General features: G+C 57.7%; 15 protein-coding genes. 8 read left to right on the top strand and 7 right to left on the bottom strand.

The window, feature by feature from the left end; all coding sequences use genetic code 11:
* Nucleotides 1-4 precede the first annotated feature (4 nt).
* Complete coding sequence (yigI, locus tag SOM40_RS22455) at nt 5-472, bottom strand: acyl-CoA thioesterase YigI (RefSeq protein WP_106995923.1); 468 nt, start codon at nt 470-472, stop codon at nt 5-7.
* Between the two features lie 158 nt (nt 473-630).
* On the opposite strand from yigI, the gene pldA reads away from it, so the two are divergent.
* The 3 genes from pldA (at nt 631) to rhtC (ending at nt 4,094) form a co-directional block, all read left to right on the top strand.
* Nucleotides 631-1,491 carry a phospholipase A gene (pldA, locus tag SOM40_RS22450; protein ID WP_320531134.1) on the top strand — a complete coding sequence of 287 codons (861 nt, stop codon included), beginning with the start codon at nt 631-633 and terminating at the stop codon, nt 1,489-1,491.
* A gap of 91 nt (nt 1,492-1,582) precedes the next feature.
* Nucleotides 1,583-3,412: an ATP-dependent DNA helicase RecQ gene (gene recQ, locus SOM40_RS22445; RefSeq protein WP_225759982.1), complete on the top strand. Its 1,830-nt coding sequence runs from the start codon at nt 1,583-1,585 to the stop codon at nt 3,410-3,412.
* Nucleotides 3,413-3,473: 61 nt separating this feature from the next.
* Nucleotides 3,474-4,094 carry a threonine export protein RhtC gene (rhtC, locus tag SOM40_RS22440; protein WP_106995920.1) on the top strand — a complete coding sequence of 207 codons (621 nt, stop codon included), beginning with the start codon at nt 3,474-3,476 and terminating at the stop codon, nt 4,092-4,094.
* Here the strand turns inward: rhtC and rhtB are convergent.
* A complete protein-coding gene (rhtB, locus tag SOM40_RS22435) occupies nt 4,091-4,711 on the bottom strand; it encodes a homoserine/homoserine lactone efflux protein (RefSeq protein WP_106995919.1) in 621 nt (206 codons plus the stop codon). The two genes, rhtC and rhtB, sit on opposite strands and share 4 nt — an antisense overlap.
* A 109-nt stretch (nt 4,712-4,820) precedes the next feature.
* On the opposite strand from rhtB, the gene pldB reads away from it, so the two are divergent.
* The 3 genes from pldB to SOM40_RS22420 all read left to right on the top strand — a co-directional run bounded on the left by pldB (nt 4,821) and on the right by SOM40_RS22420 (nt 7,624).
* The gene (gene pldB, locus SOM40_RS22430) at nt 4,821-5,816 is read left to right on the top strand and encodes a lysophospholipase L2 (RefSeq protein WP_106995918.1); all 996 of its coding nucleotides are present in this window, start codon (nt 4,821-4,823) and stop codon (nt 5,814-5,816) included.
* 25 nt (nt 5,817-5,841) lie between these two features.
* On the top strand, nt 5,842-6,642 hold the full coding sequence (gene yigL, locus SOM40_RS22425) for a sugar/pyridoxal phosphate phosphatase YigL (RefSeq protein WP_106995917.1): 801 nt from the start codon (nt 5,842-5,844) through the stop codon (nt 6,640-6,642).
* An 82-nt stretch (nt 6,643-6,724) separates the two neighbouring features.
* Nucleotides 6,725-7,624 (top strand): carboxylate/amino acid/amine transporter, encoded by a 900-nt coding sequence (locus SOM40_RS22420; RefSeq protein ID WP_106995916.1) that lies wholly within the window; start codon nt 6,725-6,727, stop codon nt 7,622-7,624.
* On the opposite strand, the gene metR is transcribed toward SOM40_RS22420, so the two are convergent.
* On the bottom strand, nt 7,512-8,465 hold the full coding sequence (gene metR, locus SOM40_RS22415; RefSeq protein WP_106995915.1) for an HTH-type transcriptional regulator MetR: 954 nt from the start codon (nt 8,463-8,465) through the stop codon (nt 7,512-7,514). The two genes, SOM40_RS22420 and metR, sit on opposite strands and share 113 nt — an antisense overlap.
* A 117-nt stretch (nt 8,466-8,582) precedes the next feature.
* On the opposite strand from metR, the gene metE reads away from it, so the two are divergent.
* Entirely contained in the window at nt 8,583-10,844 is a 2,262-nt protein-coding gene (gene metE, locus SOM40_RS22410) for a 5-methyltetrahydropteroyltriglutamate--homocysteine S-methyltransferase (RefSeq protein WP_320531135.1), read from the top strand.
* 48 nt (nt 10,845-10,892) lie between these two features.
* Here the strand turns inward: metE and SOM40_RS22405 are convergent, their stop codons facing one another.
* From SOM40_RS22405 to SOM40_RS22390, 4 genes are all read right to left on the bottom strand, one after another.
* Nucleotides 10,893-11,729, bottom strand: a complete 837-nt coding sequence (locus SOM40_RS22405) for a PRD domain-containing protein (protein WP_320531136.1) — start codon at nt 11,727-11,729, stop codon at nt 10,893-10,895.
* 23 nt (nt 11,730-11,752) lie between these two features.
* Nucleotides 11,753-13,216, bottom strand: a complete 1,464-nt coding sequence (locus SOM40_RS22400) for a glycoside hydrolase family 1 protein (RefSeq protein ID WP_320531137.1) — start codon at nt 13,214-13,216, stop codon at nt 11,753-11,755.
* Complete coding sequence (locus SOM40_RS22395) at nt 13,216-15,027, bottom strand: beta-glucoside-specific PTS transporter subunit IIABC (RefSeq protein ID WP_320531138.1); 1,812 nt, start codon at nt 15,025-15,027, stop codon at nt 13,216-13,218. The genes SOM40_RS22400 and SOM40_RS22395 overlap by 1 nt, the downstream gene beginning before the upstream one ends.
* Before the next feature lie 180 nt (nt 15,028-15,207).
* Nucleotides 15,208-16,014 (bottom strand): dienelactone hydrolase family protein, encoded by an 807-nt coding sequence (locus tag SOM40_RS22390; RefSeq protein ID WP_106995910.1) that lies wholly within the window; start codon nt 16,012-16,014, stop codon nt 15,208-15,210.
* Between the two features lie 251 nt (nt 16,015-16,265).
* Between SOM40_RS22390 and udp the strand changes: the two genes are divergently transcribed.
* On the top strand, nt 16,266-17,027 hold the full coding sequence (gene udp, locus SOM40_RS22385; RefSeq protein WP_106995909.1) for a uridine phosphorylase: 762 nt from the start codon (nt 16,266-16,268) through the stop codon (nt 17,025-17,027).
* Nucleotides 17,028-17,034: the final 7 nt, after the last annotated feature.

Below are 17,034 nucleotides of genomic sequence, written 5' to 3'. Positions count from 1 at the left end.
CCTCTCAACCCACCATATAAGTGGCGGTTGCGCTGGCGATATAAACCTGCTCTTCGTTATGCAGCTCCACGCGTGCGACCGCGACTTTATTGCCCGCCCGCAGCAGGCTGCTGCTGGCGGTAAAGCGGTTCCCGCGACCGGGGCGCAGATAATCGACGCGCAGATCGATGGTGCCCATCCGCGACAGGCGCTGGCGCAGCTCGTCTTCGTTGATGGTGTCGTGGCGGGTCAGGGTGCTGCCGACGCAAACCAGCCCGGCGGCAACGTCGAGGGCAGAGGCGATCACCCCGCCGTGAAGAATGCTTTGCGCCCAGTTACCGACCATCATCGGCTGGTTGTTAAAGCTCAGTTGGGCAAAATCTTTCTCGTAGCGCTCCAGCTCAAGCCCCAGCGCACGGTTGAACGGCATATGGTAGACGAAGATCTCGCCGACAAGCTTCAGGGCCTGGTCGGCAGTTAGCGTGGCAGACATAGCACGTCACATCCTTAGTGTTATAAGGCTGTTGATTTTATGCCTCATTAATGTGAATTTCCAGATTCAGAGCGCAGGTGAAGCGGCTATTACTGAAATATGTTAAAAGGGATCAAAATAATTCTTCATTAAAACTCTTTAGCAGGAGAGCATCACCGATGCGCATTTATCAGGCCGGATTCCTGGCGGCGGTTACGCTGCCCTCTGTGGCATTCGCACAGGAAGCGGTAACTCAGGAGGTGCCTGCCGTACGTGGCAGCATCATCGCTAACCTTTTGGAAGAGCACGATAATCCCTTTACGCTCTATCCCTATGACAGCAACTACCTCATCTACACTGCCACCAGCGATCTCAATAAAGAGGCGATCCGCACCTATGACTGGGCCGACGATTCGCAAAAAGATGAGGTGAAGTTTCAGCTGAGCCTCGCCTTCCCGCTGTGGCGCGGCATTCTGGGGCCGAATTCGATTTTGGGTGGCTCCTACACGCAAAAATCCTGGTGGCAGCTGTCGAACAGCGACGAATCATCGCCGTTCCGTGAAACCAATTATGAGCCACAGCTGTTCCTCGGTTTCGCCACCGATTACTCGCTGGCGGGCTGGACGCTGAGGGACGTAGAGTTTGGCTATAACCACATGTCGAATGGCCGCTCCGACCCAACGTCGCGCAGCTGGAACCGCCTCTACACCCGCCTGATGGCGCAAAACAACAACTGGCTGGTGGAGGTCAAACCCTGGTATGTGGTGGGCAATACCGACGATAACCCGGATATCACCAAATACATGGGCTACTATCAGCTGCGGGTGGGCTATCAGCTGGGTGAAGCGGTCCTTAGCGTGAAGGGCCAGTACAACTGGAATACCGGCTACGGCGGCGCGGAGATGGGCGTCAGCTACCCGCTGACCAAACATGTTCGTCTGTATACTCAGGTGTATAGCGGCTATGGCGAATCGCTGATCGACTATAACTTCAACCAGACCCGCGTCGGCATAGGCGTGATGCTGAACGATCTTTTCTAGCCTCCTCGAATGTTTTTGTCTTAAACGTTGAAGTTTCTCTCGCAGGCGCTGAAAATAGCGCCTGTTTTTATTTCAGGCAAATGGGGTTGATGTGGTGCAGGCGGAAGTCGTAAATCAGGAGTTGCTGGCTAAACAGGTTTTGCACGAAACCTTTGGCTACCAGCAGTTCCGCCCGGGCCAGGAAACCATCATTAACACCGCCCTTGCGGGCCGTGACTGTCTGGTGGTGATGCCGACCGGCGGCGGGAAATCGCTGTGCTATCAGGTTCCCGCGCTGGTGATGAACGGCCTGACGGTGGTGGTATCACCGCTGATCTCGCTGATGAAAGATCAGGTCGACCAGCTGCTGGCGAACGGCGTAGCGGCGGCCTGCATCAACTCCACCCAAACCCGCGAGCAGCAGCAGGACGTGATGGCCGGGTGCCGTACCGGACAGGTACGTCTGCTGTATATCGCCCCGGAACGCCTGATGCTGGATAACTTCCTTGAGCATCTGGCGCACTGGAACCCGGTGCTGCTGGCGGTGGACGAAGCGCACTGTATCTCCCAGTGGGGCCATGATTTCCGTCCGGAGTACGCGGCCCTCGGTCATCTGCGCCAGCGTTTCCCAGAGCTGCCGTTTATGGCGCTCACCGCTACCGCCGACGACACCACCCGACAGGACATTGTGCGCCTGCTGGGGCTTAACGATCCGCTGATTCAGGTCAGCAGCTTCGACCGCCCGAATATCCGCTACATGCTGATGGAAAAATTCAAGCCGCTGGATCAGCTGCTGCGCTATGTCCAGGAGCAGCGCGGTAAGTCGGGCATCATCTACTGCAACAGCCGGGCGAAAGTGGAAGACACCGCCGCGCGTCTGCAGAGCCGGGGCTTCAGCGCCGCGGCCTATCATGCCGGGCTTGAGAACCACATTCGCGCCGACGTGCAGGAGAAATTCCAGCGCGATGACCTGCAAATCGTGGTGGCAACCGTCGCCTTTGGGATGGGCATCAACAAGCCGAACGTGCGCTTTGTAGTGCATTTCGACATCCCGCGCAATATCGAATCCTACTATCAGGAGACGGGCCGCGCCGGACGTGACGGCCTGCCTGCGGAAGCGATGCTGTTTTACGATCCGGCCGATATGGCCTGGCTGCGTCGCTGTCTGGAAGAGAAACCGCAGGGGGCGCTGCAGGATATTGAACGCCATAAGCTCAACGCGATGGGGGCCTTTGCCGAAGCGCAAACCTGCCGCCGTCTGGTGCTGCTTAACTATTTTGGCGAAGGACGTCAGGAGCCGTGCGGCAACTGCGATATCTGCCTCGATCCACCGAAGCAGTATGACGGGCTGATGGACGCGCGTAAGGCGCTCTCCACCATTGGCCGCGTCAATCAACGCTTCGGCATGGGCTATGTGGTGGAAGTGCTGCGCGGCGCCAATAACCAGCGTATCCGCGAGATGGGCCATGACAAGCTGCCGGTCTACGGGATTGGTCGCGATCAGAGCCATGAGCACTGGGTCAGCGTCATCCGTCAGCTGATTCACCTTGGCTTTGCCACCCAGAACATCGCCCAGCACTCCGCGCTGCAGCTCACCGAAGCGGCCCGCCCGGTACTGCGCGGCGTCGTGGAACTGCAGCTGGCCGTGCCGCGCGTGGTGGCGCTCAAGCCGCGGGTGATGCAGAAATCCTACGGCGGCAACTACGATCGCAAACTGTTCGCCAAGCTGCGTAAGCTGCGCAAAGCTATCGCGGACGAAGAGAATATCCCACCGTATGTGGTATTTAACGATGCGACTCTGATTGAGATGGCCGAGCAGATGCCGCTCAGCGCCAGCGAAATGCTCAGCGTCAACGGCGTTGGCACGCGTAAACTCGAGCGTTTTGGTAAAGAGTTTATGGCGCTGATTCGTTCCCATACGGATGGCGATGATGAGGAGTAGTCAGCCCGGCAAAAAAGTGCCAGGATGATGACTCCCTGAACTATTTCCCCGCGAGTTAATTATGTTAACCCTGTTTCTGACCGTGGCGCTGGTGCACATCGTGGCGCTGATGAGCCCTGGCCCTGACTTTTTCTTTGTCTCCCAAACGGCGGTGAGTCGCTCCCGTAAAGAGGCGATGATGGGCGTGCTGGGCATTACCCTTGGCGTCATGGTCTGGGCAGCGCTGGCGCTGCTGGGCCTGAACCTGATCCTCGATAAAATGGCCTGGCTGCACAACATCATCATGGTCGGCGGCGGTCTGTATCTGTGCTGGATGGGCTATCAGATGCTGCGCGGGGCGTTTAAGAAAGATGACTCCGGGGCGTCTGAGCCAAAAATGGAGCTGGCGGCTGGCGGCCGTAGCTTTGTGAAAGGGCTGCTGACCAATCTTGCCAATCCAAAAGCGATTATCTATTTCGGCTCGGTATTCTCACTGTTCGTCGGTGAAGAGGTCGGGGCCGGAGCACGCTGGGGCATTTTCCTGCTGATCGTACTGGAAACCTTCGCCTGGTTTACGGTGGTGGCGAGCCTGTTTGCGCTTCCGTCGATGCGTCGCGGTTATCAACGTCTGGCGAAGTGGATTGACGGCGTTGCCGGCGCGTTATTCGCCGGCTTCGGTATTCACCTGATCCTGTCCCGTTAAGCGTGCCTGGCTGATGCCAGCAGCGCACCGACCAGCATAAACAGCGAACCGAACACTTTATTCAGGGCCTTCATCTGACGAGGCCCTTTAATCCATGTCGCAATCCGCGTGGCCAGCGTCGCATAGCCAATCATCACAATAATATCGACCACAATGGTGGTCACGCCGAGCACCACGTACTGCATAATCTGCGGCTGATGCGGCACGATAAACTGTGGAAACAGGGCCGCCAGAAAGACGATGCTTTTCGGGTTGGTCAGGTTCACAAACACCGCGCGCTTAAACAGGCGACCCCGGCTCTGGGTTTGAGCAAGCGTATTCAGATCCAGTGCACCCGCGGCGCGCCACTGCTGGATGCCCAGCCAGATAAGGTAGGCCGCACCGGCCCATTTCAGCACCTCAAAGGCCAGCACCGAGCGGGAGAAGAGCGTGCCGAGCCCTATACCCACCAGCACGATGTGAATACCCAGCCCGGTCTGCAATCCGGCAATGGATGCGGCCGCGCCGCGATAGCCGTGGTTCATGGCGGTGGTCATGGTATTGATGGCCCCGGAGCCCGGCGAAAGGCTGAGGATAATGGATGTCAGCAGGTAAGCGAACCACCACTCGAAGGTCATTTGAAGCTCCCGAATCGTCTATTTTTATGCCACAATACGCTAATGTTGCGTCATTTTACGACCTGTCACGAAAAAACGATATTCCTTGGCTTACAGGGGCGTAAACCCGATGTTTGAGCAGAATAAGGACTGGGAAACGCGAGAAAAGGCTTTTGCTGCTTTCTCTATGGGGCCGCTAACTGATTTCTGGCGCCAGCGCGAGGAAGGCGGGTTCACAGGCGTCGATGATGTTCCTGTACGCTTTGTTCGTTTTCGGGCCGAGACCCACGATTCGGTGATTGTGATCTGCCCTGGCCGGATTGAAAGTTACGTTAAGTATGCCGAGCTGGCATACGATCTTTTCCGGCTGGGTTATGACGTGCTGATTATCGACCACCGCGGTCAGGGGCGTTCCGGGCGGATGTTGTCCGACACGCACCGCGGCCATGTGGGTCAGTTCAGCGATTACGTCGACGATTTTGCCGCCTTCTGGCAGCAGGAAGTGCAGCCCGGACCGTGGCGAAAACGGTTTATCCTGGCGCACTCGATGGGCGGCGCAATCGCCACGCTGTTTTTACAGCGCCACCCGCAGCACCAGTGTGATGCCATTGCCCTGAGCGCGCCGATGTTTGGTATTGTCATGCGTTTCCCGGACTGGATGGTACGCCATATTCTCGACTGGGCTGAGGGCCATCAGCGCATTCGTGAAGGCTATGCCATCGGCACCGGCCGCTGGCGCGCGCTGCCCTTTGCCATTAACGTGTTAACCCACAGTCGGCAGCGTTATCGCCGCAACCTGCGCTTTTATGCTGATGAACCGCGTTTACGCGTCGGGGGGCCAACCTACCACTGGGTGCGTGAAGGCATTCTGGCAGGGGAAGAGGCCCTGGCGGGCGCCAGTCAGGACGACACACCCACGCTTATCCTTCAGGCAGAAGAGGAGCGGGTCGTGGATAACCGCATGCACACCCGCTTTTGTGAACTGCGAGCCGCAGCCGGTCACCCTTGCGAAGGGGGTCAACCGCTGGTCATAAACGGCGCGTACCATGAGATCCTTTTCGAAAAGGACGCCATGCGCTCAGTCGCACTCCACGCCATCGTCGACTTTTTCGGCAGGCATAACTGATATTCACCAGAGGTTAAATTTTCCTATGTACCAGGTTGTCGCGTCTGATTTAGATGGCACGCTGCTTTCTCCCGACCACACTTTATCGCCTTACGCGAAAGAGACCTTAAAACTCCTGACTGCCCGTGGTGTGAATTTTGTCTTCGCCACCGGCCGCCACCACGTTGATGTGGGGCAGATCCGCGATAATCTGGAGATCAAATCCTACATGATCACCTCCAACGGTGCCCGCGTGCACGATCTGGACGGGAATCTGATCTTCACTCACAACCTCGATCGCGACATCGCCACCGATCTGTTCGCGATCATGCATAACAACCCGGATATCATCACCAACGTCTATCGCGATGATGAATGGTTTATGAACCGCCACCGTCCTGACGAGATGCGTTTCTTCAAAGAGGCGGTCTTCAACTACTCGCTGTATGAACCGGGCCTGCTGGAGCCGGAAGGCATCAGCAAAGTGTTCTTCACCACCGACAGCCATGAAGCGCTGCTGCCGCTGGAGCAGGCGATCAATGCGCGCTGGGGCGACCGGGTTAACGTCAGCTTCTCCACGCTCACCTGCCTGGAAGTGATGGCTGGCGGCGTCTCCAAGGGCCATGCTCTCGAAGCAGTGGCTAAACGTCTGGGCTTTAACCTGCAGGACTGCATCGCCTTTGGTGACGGCATGAACGACGCCGAAATGCTCTCCATGGCGGGTAAAGGCTGCATTATGGAAAACGCCCACCAGCGCCTGAAAGACCTGCACCCGGAGCTGGAAGTGATCGGTACCAACGGTGACAACGCGGTGCCAAAATACCTGCGGAAGCTGTTCCTTGAATAATCTTCATTTGGTTATTTAACGTTCAGTTGTCAACTGAAGAGTTCGCTACAATGCCTGTCCATCTTTCAGAGAGACAAGCATTGTGGCGCTACTCACCATCACCACTATCCTGTGGGCCTTCTCCTTTAGCCTGATCGGCGAATACCTTGCCGGGCAGGTCGACAGTTACTTCTCGGTGCTGATGCGCGTCGGGCTGGCAGCGCTGGTGTTTCTGCCATTCCTGCGTACGCGCGGGCAAACGCTGAAAACCATTCTGCTCTATATGCTGGTGGGGGCGATGCAGCTTGGCATCATGTACCTGTTCAGCTTCCGGGCGTACGTCTACCTGTCGGTATCGGAATTCCTGCTCTTTACCGTCCTGACGCCGCTCTATATCACCCTGATTTACGATCTGCTGAGCAAGCGCCGCTTGCGCTGGGGCTACCTGCTGAGCGCGGCGCTGGCGGTGGCGGGTGCGGCAATAATTCGCTACGACAAAGTGAGCGATCACTTCTGGACCGGTCTGATGTTCGTCCAGCTCGCCAATATCAGCTTTGCGATCGGCATGGTGGGCTATAAACGCCTGATGGAAACCCGCCCGATGCCGCAGCACAACGCCTTTGCCTGGTTCTATATGGGGGCGGCGATCGTGGCGGTAGCAGCGTGGTTCATGCTGGGAAATCCGCAGAAGCTGCCGACCACCACGCTGCAGTGGAGCGTGCTGATCTGGCTGGGGGTAGTGGCATCCGGGCTGGGTTACTTCATGTGGAACTACGGCGCCACGCAGGTGGACGCCGGAACGCTGGGGATCATGAACAACGTCCACGTCCCTGCGGGCCTGCTGGTGAACCTCGCCATCTGGCAGGAACAACCGCACTGGCCGAGCTTCATTATTGGGGGGACGGTGATCCTGGCTTCACTGTGGGTACATCGCCGTTGGGTCGCTCCGCGCTCCGCACAAACGGCAGATGGTCGCAGGCGTGGTTCCGCGCTGAGCGAATAAAGGCCTCGGTAACCGGTTGACGCTGCTCGCCATCACGCACAGCAGAGTACAGCCGGCTCCACAATCCCTCGCCCAGGGTCTTGGTCACCACCAGACCCTGGCGTTCAAAACTCTCCACCACCCAGTGCGGCAGCGCCGCGATGCCCATTCTGGCCGCTACCATCTGAATCAACAGCAGGGTGTTATCCACGCTTTTCAGCTGCGGGCTGATGCCTGCCGGTTGCAGGAAGTGACGCCAGATATCCAGACGACTGCGCTGAACCGGGTAGATCAGCAGCGTTTCCGTCGCCAGATCTTCCGGCGTGATGCGCGTTTTCGCGGCCAGAGGATGATCCGGGGCCAGCACCAGACGCACTTCAAAATCAAACATCGGGGAATAGTGCAGACCGCTGCGAGGCAGAATGTCCGAGGTCATCACCAGATCCAGCTCGCCCTGTATGAGGGACGGCTGCGGGTCAAAAGTCACGCCGGAGTTAAAGTCCATCTCCACCTGCGGCCACTTCTGACGGAAGTTCTCAAGCGCGGGGGTCAGCCACTGAATACAGCTGTGACATTCAATGGCGATGCGCAGTTTACTCTGCTGCGGCTCATGGCAGGCCTGCAGCGCACTGGCGATCTGCGGCAGCACCTGATTGGCCAGCTGCAACAGGATCTCCCCCTGCGGCGTAAAGCGCAGCGGCTGACTCTTACGCACAAACAGACGGAAGCCAAGGCGTTGTTCCAGATCGCTGAACTGGTGAGAAAGGGCGGATTGCGTCTGGTGCAGCGTGGCTGCCGCCGCCGCGAGAGAACCGCAGTTTCGCAACGCTTGTAGCGTTTTCAGGTGTTTTATCTCGATCATGAAAGTCCTTCACTTCGCCATGAGCAATTTGCGCTTGAGGAATATACAGTACCTTTACAATATGGAAGTGTAAACATCTGGACGGCTAAATCCTGAAAATTCCACAAGGGGCACATCATGACAATTCGCAACCACACCCTCGGTTTTCCACGCGTCGGCCTTCGTCGCGAACTGAAAAAAGCACAAGAGAACTACTGGGCGGGCAATGCCACGCGTGACGAACTGCTGGCGGTGGGGCGCGAACTGCGCGCCCGTCACTGGGATCAGCAGAAGCAGGCGGGTGTGGATCTGCTCCCGGTAGGCGATTTCGCCTGGTACGACCATGTTCTGACCACCAGCCTGCTGCTTGGCAACGTACCGGCTCGTCATCAGAACAGCGATGGATCGGTGGATATCGACACCCTGTTCCGCATTGGCCGTGGTCGCGCGCCGACCGGTGAGCCCGCGGCAGCAGCGGAAATGACCAAATGGTTTAACACTAACTATCACTACATGGTGCCGGAGTTCGTCAAAGGCCAGCAGTTCAAACTGACCTGGACCCAGCTGCTGGATGAGGTGGACGAAGCGCAGGCGCTGGGCCATAAGATTAAACCTGTCCTGCTGGGCCCGGTCACCTATCTGTGGCTGGGCAAAGTGAAGGGCGAGCAGTTTGACCGTCTGAGCCTGCTGAATGAGATCCTGCCGGTGTACCAGCAGGTGCTGGGCGAGCTGGCAAAACGCGGCGTTGAGTGGGTGCAGATCGACGAACCAGCGCTGGTGCTGGAGCTGCCGCAGGCGTGGCTGGAGGCTTTCAAACCGGCGTATGGCGCCCTCGCGGGCCAGGTGAAGCTGCTGCTGACCACCTATTTCGAAGGCGTCACGCCGAACCTCGACACCATCACCGCGCTGCCAGTGCAGGGCCTGCACGTGGACCTGGTCCACGGCAACGATGAGGTGGCGGAACTGCACAAACACCTGCCGTCCGACTGGCTGCTCTCTGCCGGGCTGGTGAACGGGCGTAACGTCTGGCGCGCCGATCTCACTGAGAAATATGGACAGATCAAAGACATTGTCGGAAAACGCGAGCTGTGGGTGGCCTCATCCTGCTCCCTGCTGCACAGCCCCATCGACCTGAGCGTTGAAACCCGGCTGGATGCGGAAGTGAAGAGCTGGTTTGCCTTTGCCCTGCAAAAATGTGAAGAGCTGGCCCTGCTGCGCGATGCGCTGAATAGTGGCGACACGGCGGCGATTACCGAATGGAGTACCCCGATCCAGGCCCGTCGTCACTCGGCCCGCGTCCACAACCCGGCGGTGGAAAAACGTCTGGCGGCCATTACCGCCCGGGACAGCCAGCGTCAAAGCGCCTATGAGGTTCGGGCCGAAGCCCAGCGTGCGCGCTTTAACCTGCCTGCCTGGCCGACCACCACTATCGGCTCTTTCCCGCAGACTACCGAGATCCGCGGCCTGCGTCTGGACTTCAAAAAGGGCAACCTGGACGCAAATAACTACCGCACCGGCATCGCTGAACATATCAAACAGGCGATTGTGGAGCAGGAGCGTTTAGGTCTCGACGTGCTGGTCCACGGTGAAGCCGAGCGTAACGACATGGTGGAGTACTTCGGCGAGCACCTGGACGGGTTCGTCTTTACCCAGAACGGCTGGGTGCAGAGCTACGGCTCCCGCTGCGTGAAGCCGCCGGTGGTGATCGGTGACGTCAGCCGTCCGGAAGCGATCACCGTGGAGTGGGCGAAGTACGCCCAGTCCCTGACTGACAAGCCGGTTAAAGGCATGCTGACTGGTCCGGTGACCATCCTCTGCTGGTCCTTCCCACGTGAAGACGTGACCCGTGAAACCATTGCGAAGCAGATTGCCCTGGCGCTGCGGGATGAAGTGGCGGATCTGGAAGCGGCGGGCATTGGCATCATCCAGATCGACGAACCAGCCCTGCGTGAAGGCCTGCCCCTGCGTCGCAGCGACTGGGATGCCTACCTGACGTGGGGCGTGGAAGCTTTCCGTATCAACGCCGCTGTGGCGAAGGACGATACCCAGATCCACACCCATATGTGTTACTGCGAGTTTAACGACATTATGGATTCCATCGCGGCGCTGGATGCCGACGTGATCACCATCGAGACGTCACGTTCCGACATGGAACTGCTGGAGTCGTTTGAAGAGTTCGACTACCCGAACGAAATCGGGCCGGGGGTGTACGACATTCACTCCCCGAACGTCCCGAGCGTGGAGTGGATTGAAGCTCTGCTGCAGAAAGCGGCCCAGCGAATCCCGGCAGAACGCCTGTGGGTGAACCCGGACTGCGGTCTCAAAACCCGCGGCTGGCCGGAGACCCGCGCCGCGCTGGCGAATATGGTGAAGGCGGCGCAGAATTTGCGACAGGGTTGATTGTTACTCGAAACGTAGGCCCGGTAAGCGTTAGCGCCACCGGGCAATTTACGCCTGCCCGTCCATCAATCGACTAATATGAATGCTCAACCACGTCAGCTCATCCTTCGGTAGGGTGAGCTGATATTTATCCTGCACGTAGTCGCGGATCGCCCAGGAGACGGTCATTGCGTCCGGGCGGTGGCGCATCAGCTCCTGATAAAAATCTTCGGTCTCACTGAGTGCGATTTTCCCGGCCAGTACCCGCTCGGCAAAATAACGCAGATGGGTGATAAAGCGCATGTAGTTCACCGACTGCGTATCGATAGTCTTGCCCAGCTTGTAGCGCACGATATCGGCGATGCGGTTGACCAGTTCAACCTGCTGGTGGGCGGTGCTGTCGTCCTCCTGGCTGCTGGCGTTGATCAGATGAAATGCGATATTTACCGCCTCGTCTTCAGGTAGCTCGACGTCAAACTTCTCATTGACCCGGGCGCGCGCCTGCAACCCCACGCTGTACTCCAGGTGGTAGTAGCGCTTCACTTCCCAGCTCAGCTTATTGAGGATCGTCTGCCCGCTCCGGCTGCGCTCCACTGCAAAGTGCAGATGCTCTGCAAGGGTAAAGAGCAATACGGAATTGAGCTTATCCCCGCACAGACTGCGCGCGAGGATAAGAATTTCATGGCTAATATCGAAGAACGCCGCAGGAATGGTGTCCGTCAGGGATAAAAAATGGCGGGATTTGAGATCGCTCAGGGGCAGGAAGACCTTCTCCACCTGCGCCAGGTCGATGTGAGTGCCGGGCTTCGCGCCAAAGCCGATCCCCTTGCCGAACAGAATCATCTCCCGCTGGTCGTTGTCGACCAGCAGCATGCTGTTATTAAGCGACTTTTTTATCGTTATCACGGTTATTCCTGCGGCATGGCCGGTTAGCTCATGTCTGCGCCATTGCTGGCAATCACCTTTTTGTACCACCAGAAGGAGTCTTTTTTCAGGCGTTTCAGCGTGCCGTTGCCTTCATCATCCTGATCGACATAGATAAAGCCGTAGCGCTTGGACATTTGCGATGTGCCCGCACTGATAATGTCGATGCATCCCCAGGTGGTAAATCCCATCACATCCACCCCTTCATTTATAGCTGCCAAAGTTTGCTCGAAGTGGGCGCGGAAATAGTCGATGCGGTAGCTGTCGTGGATCTCGCCGTTTTCCACCACATCCTTCGCGCCGAGGCCGTTCTCCACGATAAACAGTGGCTTCTGGTAGCGGTCGTACAGCTCCAGCAGAGAGATTTTCAGCCCGATGGGGTCAATCTGCCAGCCCCATTCGGAGGCCGGCAGGTACGGGTTTTTCACGCCGAGAACCGTATTTCCCGGGATGCGCTCGACGTCTGGCTGGGTCGATTCGGTCATCGACATGTAGTAGCTAAAGGAGACGAAGTCGACAGTATGATCCTTTAAAATGCGCTGATCGTCGGCCTGCATCGCGATCTGGATGTCCCGACGGGCCAGATCGCGCAGGATCAGCGGTGGATATTCGCCAAATACCTGCACATCGGCGTAGAAGTAGTTCTCCAGATTCTTCTTCAGCGTTGCTTCCACATCTTCCGGACGGCAGCTGTGGGGGTAGGTAGTGAGTTTGGTCAGCATGCACCCGACCTGGCTGCCCGGGATTTTGGTGTGGCAGTCGCGCGTCACCAGCGCCGAGGCGACAAACTGGTGATGCAGCCCCTGGTAGATATCCTGCTGGGCTTTGCCCGGCGCGCTTTTCTCTTCCCGGATGCCCGCCGTGGTAAACGGATGACGATGGATACTGTCGATCTCATTAAACGTCAGCCAGTAGCGGACCAGATCTTTGTAGCGGTCGAAACAGACGTTGCTGAAGCGCACGAAGGCATCCACCACGTTGCGGTGCACCCAGCCGTTATATTTTTCGCTCAGGGCCAGCGGCATTTCGTAGTGGGAGAGGGTCACCAGCGGCTCGATGTTATGGCGACGCAGCTCGCGGAACATCTCTTCATAAAACTGCAGACCCGCCTCGTTTGGCGCGGCGTCTTCACCGGTCGGGAAGATACGTGACCAGGCGATCGATACCCGCAGCACGGTATAGCCCATCTCAGCAAACAGGGCGATATCGTCCTTATAGTGATGATAAAAATCGATGCCGCGACGTTTCGGGTAGAGCGCGTCATTTTTACCTTCAAACGCGTCGCGAATGTTCTCGTCGGACAGCGCCATATGGCCGCTGTAATCCTTCAGGGACAGGTTGGGCTTCCAGGTGATGGCGTCAGCAACGGACGGCCCTTTGCCATCCACATTCCATGCCCCTTCGGCCTGATTGGCGGCTATAGCGCCACCCCATAAAAAACCTTGCGGAAACGGGAGGGATTTCTCCATTACACGGACTCCTTAAGCGTCATGATGATATGCGGGTCTGGATTCTTATCGTCGGTATTACCTGGTGTCAGCGAAAAGCGTTCGCCGTTAGTGACCACCATCATCACCACCGGATCGAGCCCGGCGGCAGCAATGGTATCGAGTGAAAATTCAATCAGCGTGTCGCCGCTCTTCACGTGCTGGCCCTCTACTACCCGTGGGGAGAAGCCTTCGCCCTGCAGCCTGATGGTGTCGATGCCGATATGGAAAATCAGCTCGACGCCCGCGTCGGTGAGCAGGCTCAGCGCATGGCCGCTGTCAAACACGTTCACAATGGTTCCATCCGCCGGGGCTCGCAGCACGCCCTGGGAAGGAATAATCGCAATCCCGTCGCCCATGATTTTGCGGGAGAAGACGTCATCGTTAACCTTTTCAAGCGGGATGATCTGTCCCTCAACCGGGCGGGTAAAGCTCAGCGCGTCGGTGCTTTCAACCGCTTTATCGCGCCACAGCACGAAGGCACTGATAAAGGCCACGGCAAAGGATAACCCCGCCCCGGCGAAGGCCCAGACGATATTCATGGAGTTATCCGGAGAGACAAACATTGAGATGCTGGCCAGGCCAGGGCCGACGAGGGCAAAGGCCTGAATCGCCATCCAGCCGATAAAGGCCCCGCCGACAATACTGCCGAGGATCACGCTGTAGAGCGCTTTTTTGTTCAGCAGGGTGACGCCATACAACGCCGGTTCGGTAATGCCGAACAGAGCCGAGATCCCGGCGGAGAAGGCGGTGGATTTCAGTACTTTATCTTTGCTTTTAAGCGCAATCGCCAGACAGGCGCCGGACTCGGCAATATTGTGCGCCAGCGACGCGGGCAGATAGAGCATTTCTCGCCCAAACTGGCTCATGGAGGCCACGGCGTAAGGCAGCATCGGCTTGTGCATCCCGGCGGCGACCATAAAGGGCAGGGCGGCGGCCAGCAGCGCGGTGGCGACAAAACCCAGCTTGCCGTAGAGCCACAAAATCACCGTTGCCAGGCCGGCACCCAGCTCGTAACCCAGCGGCCCCAGGATCAGCAGCGTGACGGGGACCGTCACCAGCAGAGAGAGCATCGGCGAGAGGAAAATGCGTAGCGCGCCAGGGGAATAGCGGTTGAACAGCTTCTCCGTCTGGGCGTAAAAGAGCACGCACAGAATGGCGGGGAAGACCTGCGAGGCGTAGGCCACGTTGCGCAGATCGAACGACATAAACACCGTCCCGTCGGCCAGCTGTTTGGTCATCGCTGGCAGCACCATCACGGAAACTGCCGAGACGGCAACCAGCACGTTCACCTTGAGCTTCATCGCCGTGGTGATTGCCACCAGGATGGGCAGAAAGTAGAGCGGCGCAGAACCGATATTATCCAGGACTTTGTATGTCGAGCTGTCGCGGCTGAGCCAGCCCATGACGTCCAGCAACAGCAGCAACGATTTCAGAACGCCGCCACCGGCAATAGCAGGTACCAGCGGCTGAAAAACGCTGATCACGAAATCAACAATCTGCGCGCCACGGCTGATTCTGGCAGGCGCATGTTGTCTGTCCGCCTGAGGTGAACCCACCAGCGAGCGCACCGCCTCAAAGACCTGCACCACGTCGTGACCAATAATCACCTGGCACTGCACGTTCACGCGCACGCCCAGTACGCCGTCGACCTTTGCCAGCGCCGCTTCGTTGACCTTACCGTTGTCATACAGGCTCAGCCGCAAGCGGGTGGAGCAGTGTTCGATATGTTCGATATTCTCAGCACCGCCGACCAGGGCGATGATCTCCAGCGCTGTTTGCAAGTGGTTCATGTTCTGGCCCCTGTCTCCAGAGCAAAAAAAAAGACCTGAACCCCCTCTCCGCTCGAAAACGGAGAGGGGGTTCAGGTCTTGCCTACGGATCGTAGTTACACGCCTGTGGGTTTTATATCGTCCAGATTGTGTTTAAAAGTCAAACAGTCATGTCACTTTGCGTAGCGAAATGTGAGCCGCTTAACCTTTTTTAGCGCCGTACTGCTGGAACCACGTCAGCATCCGCTGCCAGCCATCTTTGGCTGATTCCGCGTGATAGCTCGGGCGATAATCGGCATTGAAGGCGTGCCCGGCTCCCGGGTAAACCACAATCTCTGCCGTTGCGTTTGCCGCGCGTAGGGCATGGCGCATGGTCTCTACCGTATCCAGCGGGATCCCGGTATCCTCGGCGCCATACAGCCCCAGGACCGGCGCACTCAAATCGGTCGCAATATCGACCGGATGCTTCGGTGAATTCAGCGTCTTTTCACCCACCAGCTTGCCATACCATGCCACGGCGGCTTTCAGCTGCGGGTTGTGCGCGGCATACAGCCAGCTGATACGCCCGCCCCAGCAGAAGCCGGTCGCCAGCAGACGGTGGGGATCGCCGCCATTACGCGCCGCCCAGTTGGCGACGTGGTCGAGATCTGCCAGCACCTGCGCGTCCGGCACTTTACTCACCAGATTGCTGAACAGAGTAGGAATATCGTTGTAATCGTTCGGATCGCCCTGACGGAAGTAGAGCTCAGGTGCCACGGCCAGATAGCCTTCCAGCGCCAGACGGCGGCAGATATCGCGAATGTGCTCATGCACGCCGAAAATTTCCTGAATCACAATGACGATCGGCAATGCCCCTTGCGCATTTTTGGGCCGGGCATGCCAGGCGGGCATGTTATCGCCCTGGGTCGGAATGGAGGTCTCCCCGGCAGTAATGGCTTCGTCGGGGGTAGTGACAACGGTTGAGGCTTGCAGGTCAGCAGCAGGTGCAAATCCAGATTTTCCAGTCATGGCATTCTCCGTACCAATTAGCGCAAAAGTAAATATAGTCCGCAGGTTAACAATCCACAGTGCCCGAAACAGGCTATCTTTTGTGCAACAGATAACGATATAACTCGTTAATGTGATGTTAATCACTATTTCATGGTAATTAACTGCAATCAATTTTATTCATGGTGATGCCCGTCACGAAAAAAAGCCGGTTCCTTCGGTAAAGTACCGCTTTGCTTCTGCTGACAAACTGACCCACAGAGGAGTTTTCTATGTCTAAGTCTGATGTTTTTCATCTCGGCCTCACTAAAAACGATTTACAAGGGGCTACGCTCGCTATCGTCCCTGGCGACCCTGAGCGTGTGGAAAAGATCGCCGCGCTGATGGATAAGCCGGTTAAGCTGGCAGCCCATCGCGAATTCACGACCTGGCGGGCAGAGCTGGATGGCAAAGCGGTGATCGTGTGCTCTACCGGTATCGGTGGCCCGTCTACCTCGATTGCCGTTGAAGAGCTGGCGCAGCTGGGCATCCGTACTTTCCTGCGTATCGGGACTACCGGTGCGATCCAGCCGCATATCAACGTTGGCGACGTACTGGTCACCACCGCGTCCGTTCGTCTGGACGGTGCGAGCCTGCACTTTGCCCCAATGGAGTTCCCGGCAGTAGCCGATTTCGAATGCACCACCGCGCTGGTGGAAGCCGCGAAATCCGTTGGCGCGACGACTCACGTTGGCGTGACCGCCTCCTCTGATACCTTCTACCCGGGCCAGGAGCGCTACGACACCTTCTCTGGTCGCGTAGTGAACCGTTTCAAAGGCTCGATGGAAGAGTGGCAGTCTATGGGCGTGATGAACTATGAAATGGAATCCGCCACGCTGCTGACCATGTGCGCAAGCCAGGGTCTGCGTGCCGGTATGGTTGCGGGTGTGATCGTTAACCGTACCCAGCAAGAGATCCCGAACGCCGAGACCATGAAGCAGACCGAAAGCCACGCGGTGAAAATCGTGGTAGAAGCGGCCCGCCGCCTGCTGTAATTTCCCC

This window comes from Leclercia sp. CFBP8987 (assembly GCF_034044995.2).
Classification (GTDB): Bacteria; Pseudomonadota; Gammaproteobacteria; order Enterobacterales; family Enterobacteriaceae; genus Enterobacter; species Enterobacter tamurae.
Note: the sequence above shows the minus strand (reverse complement) of the source record. Positions and strands in the feature narration are given on the sequence as shown.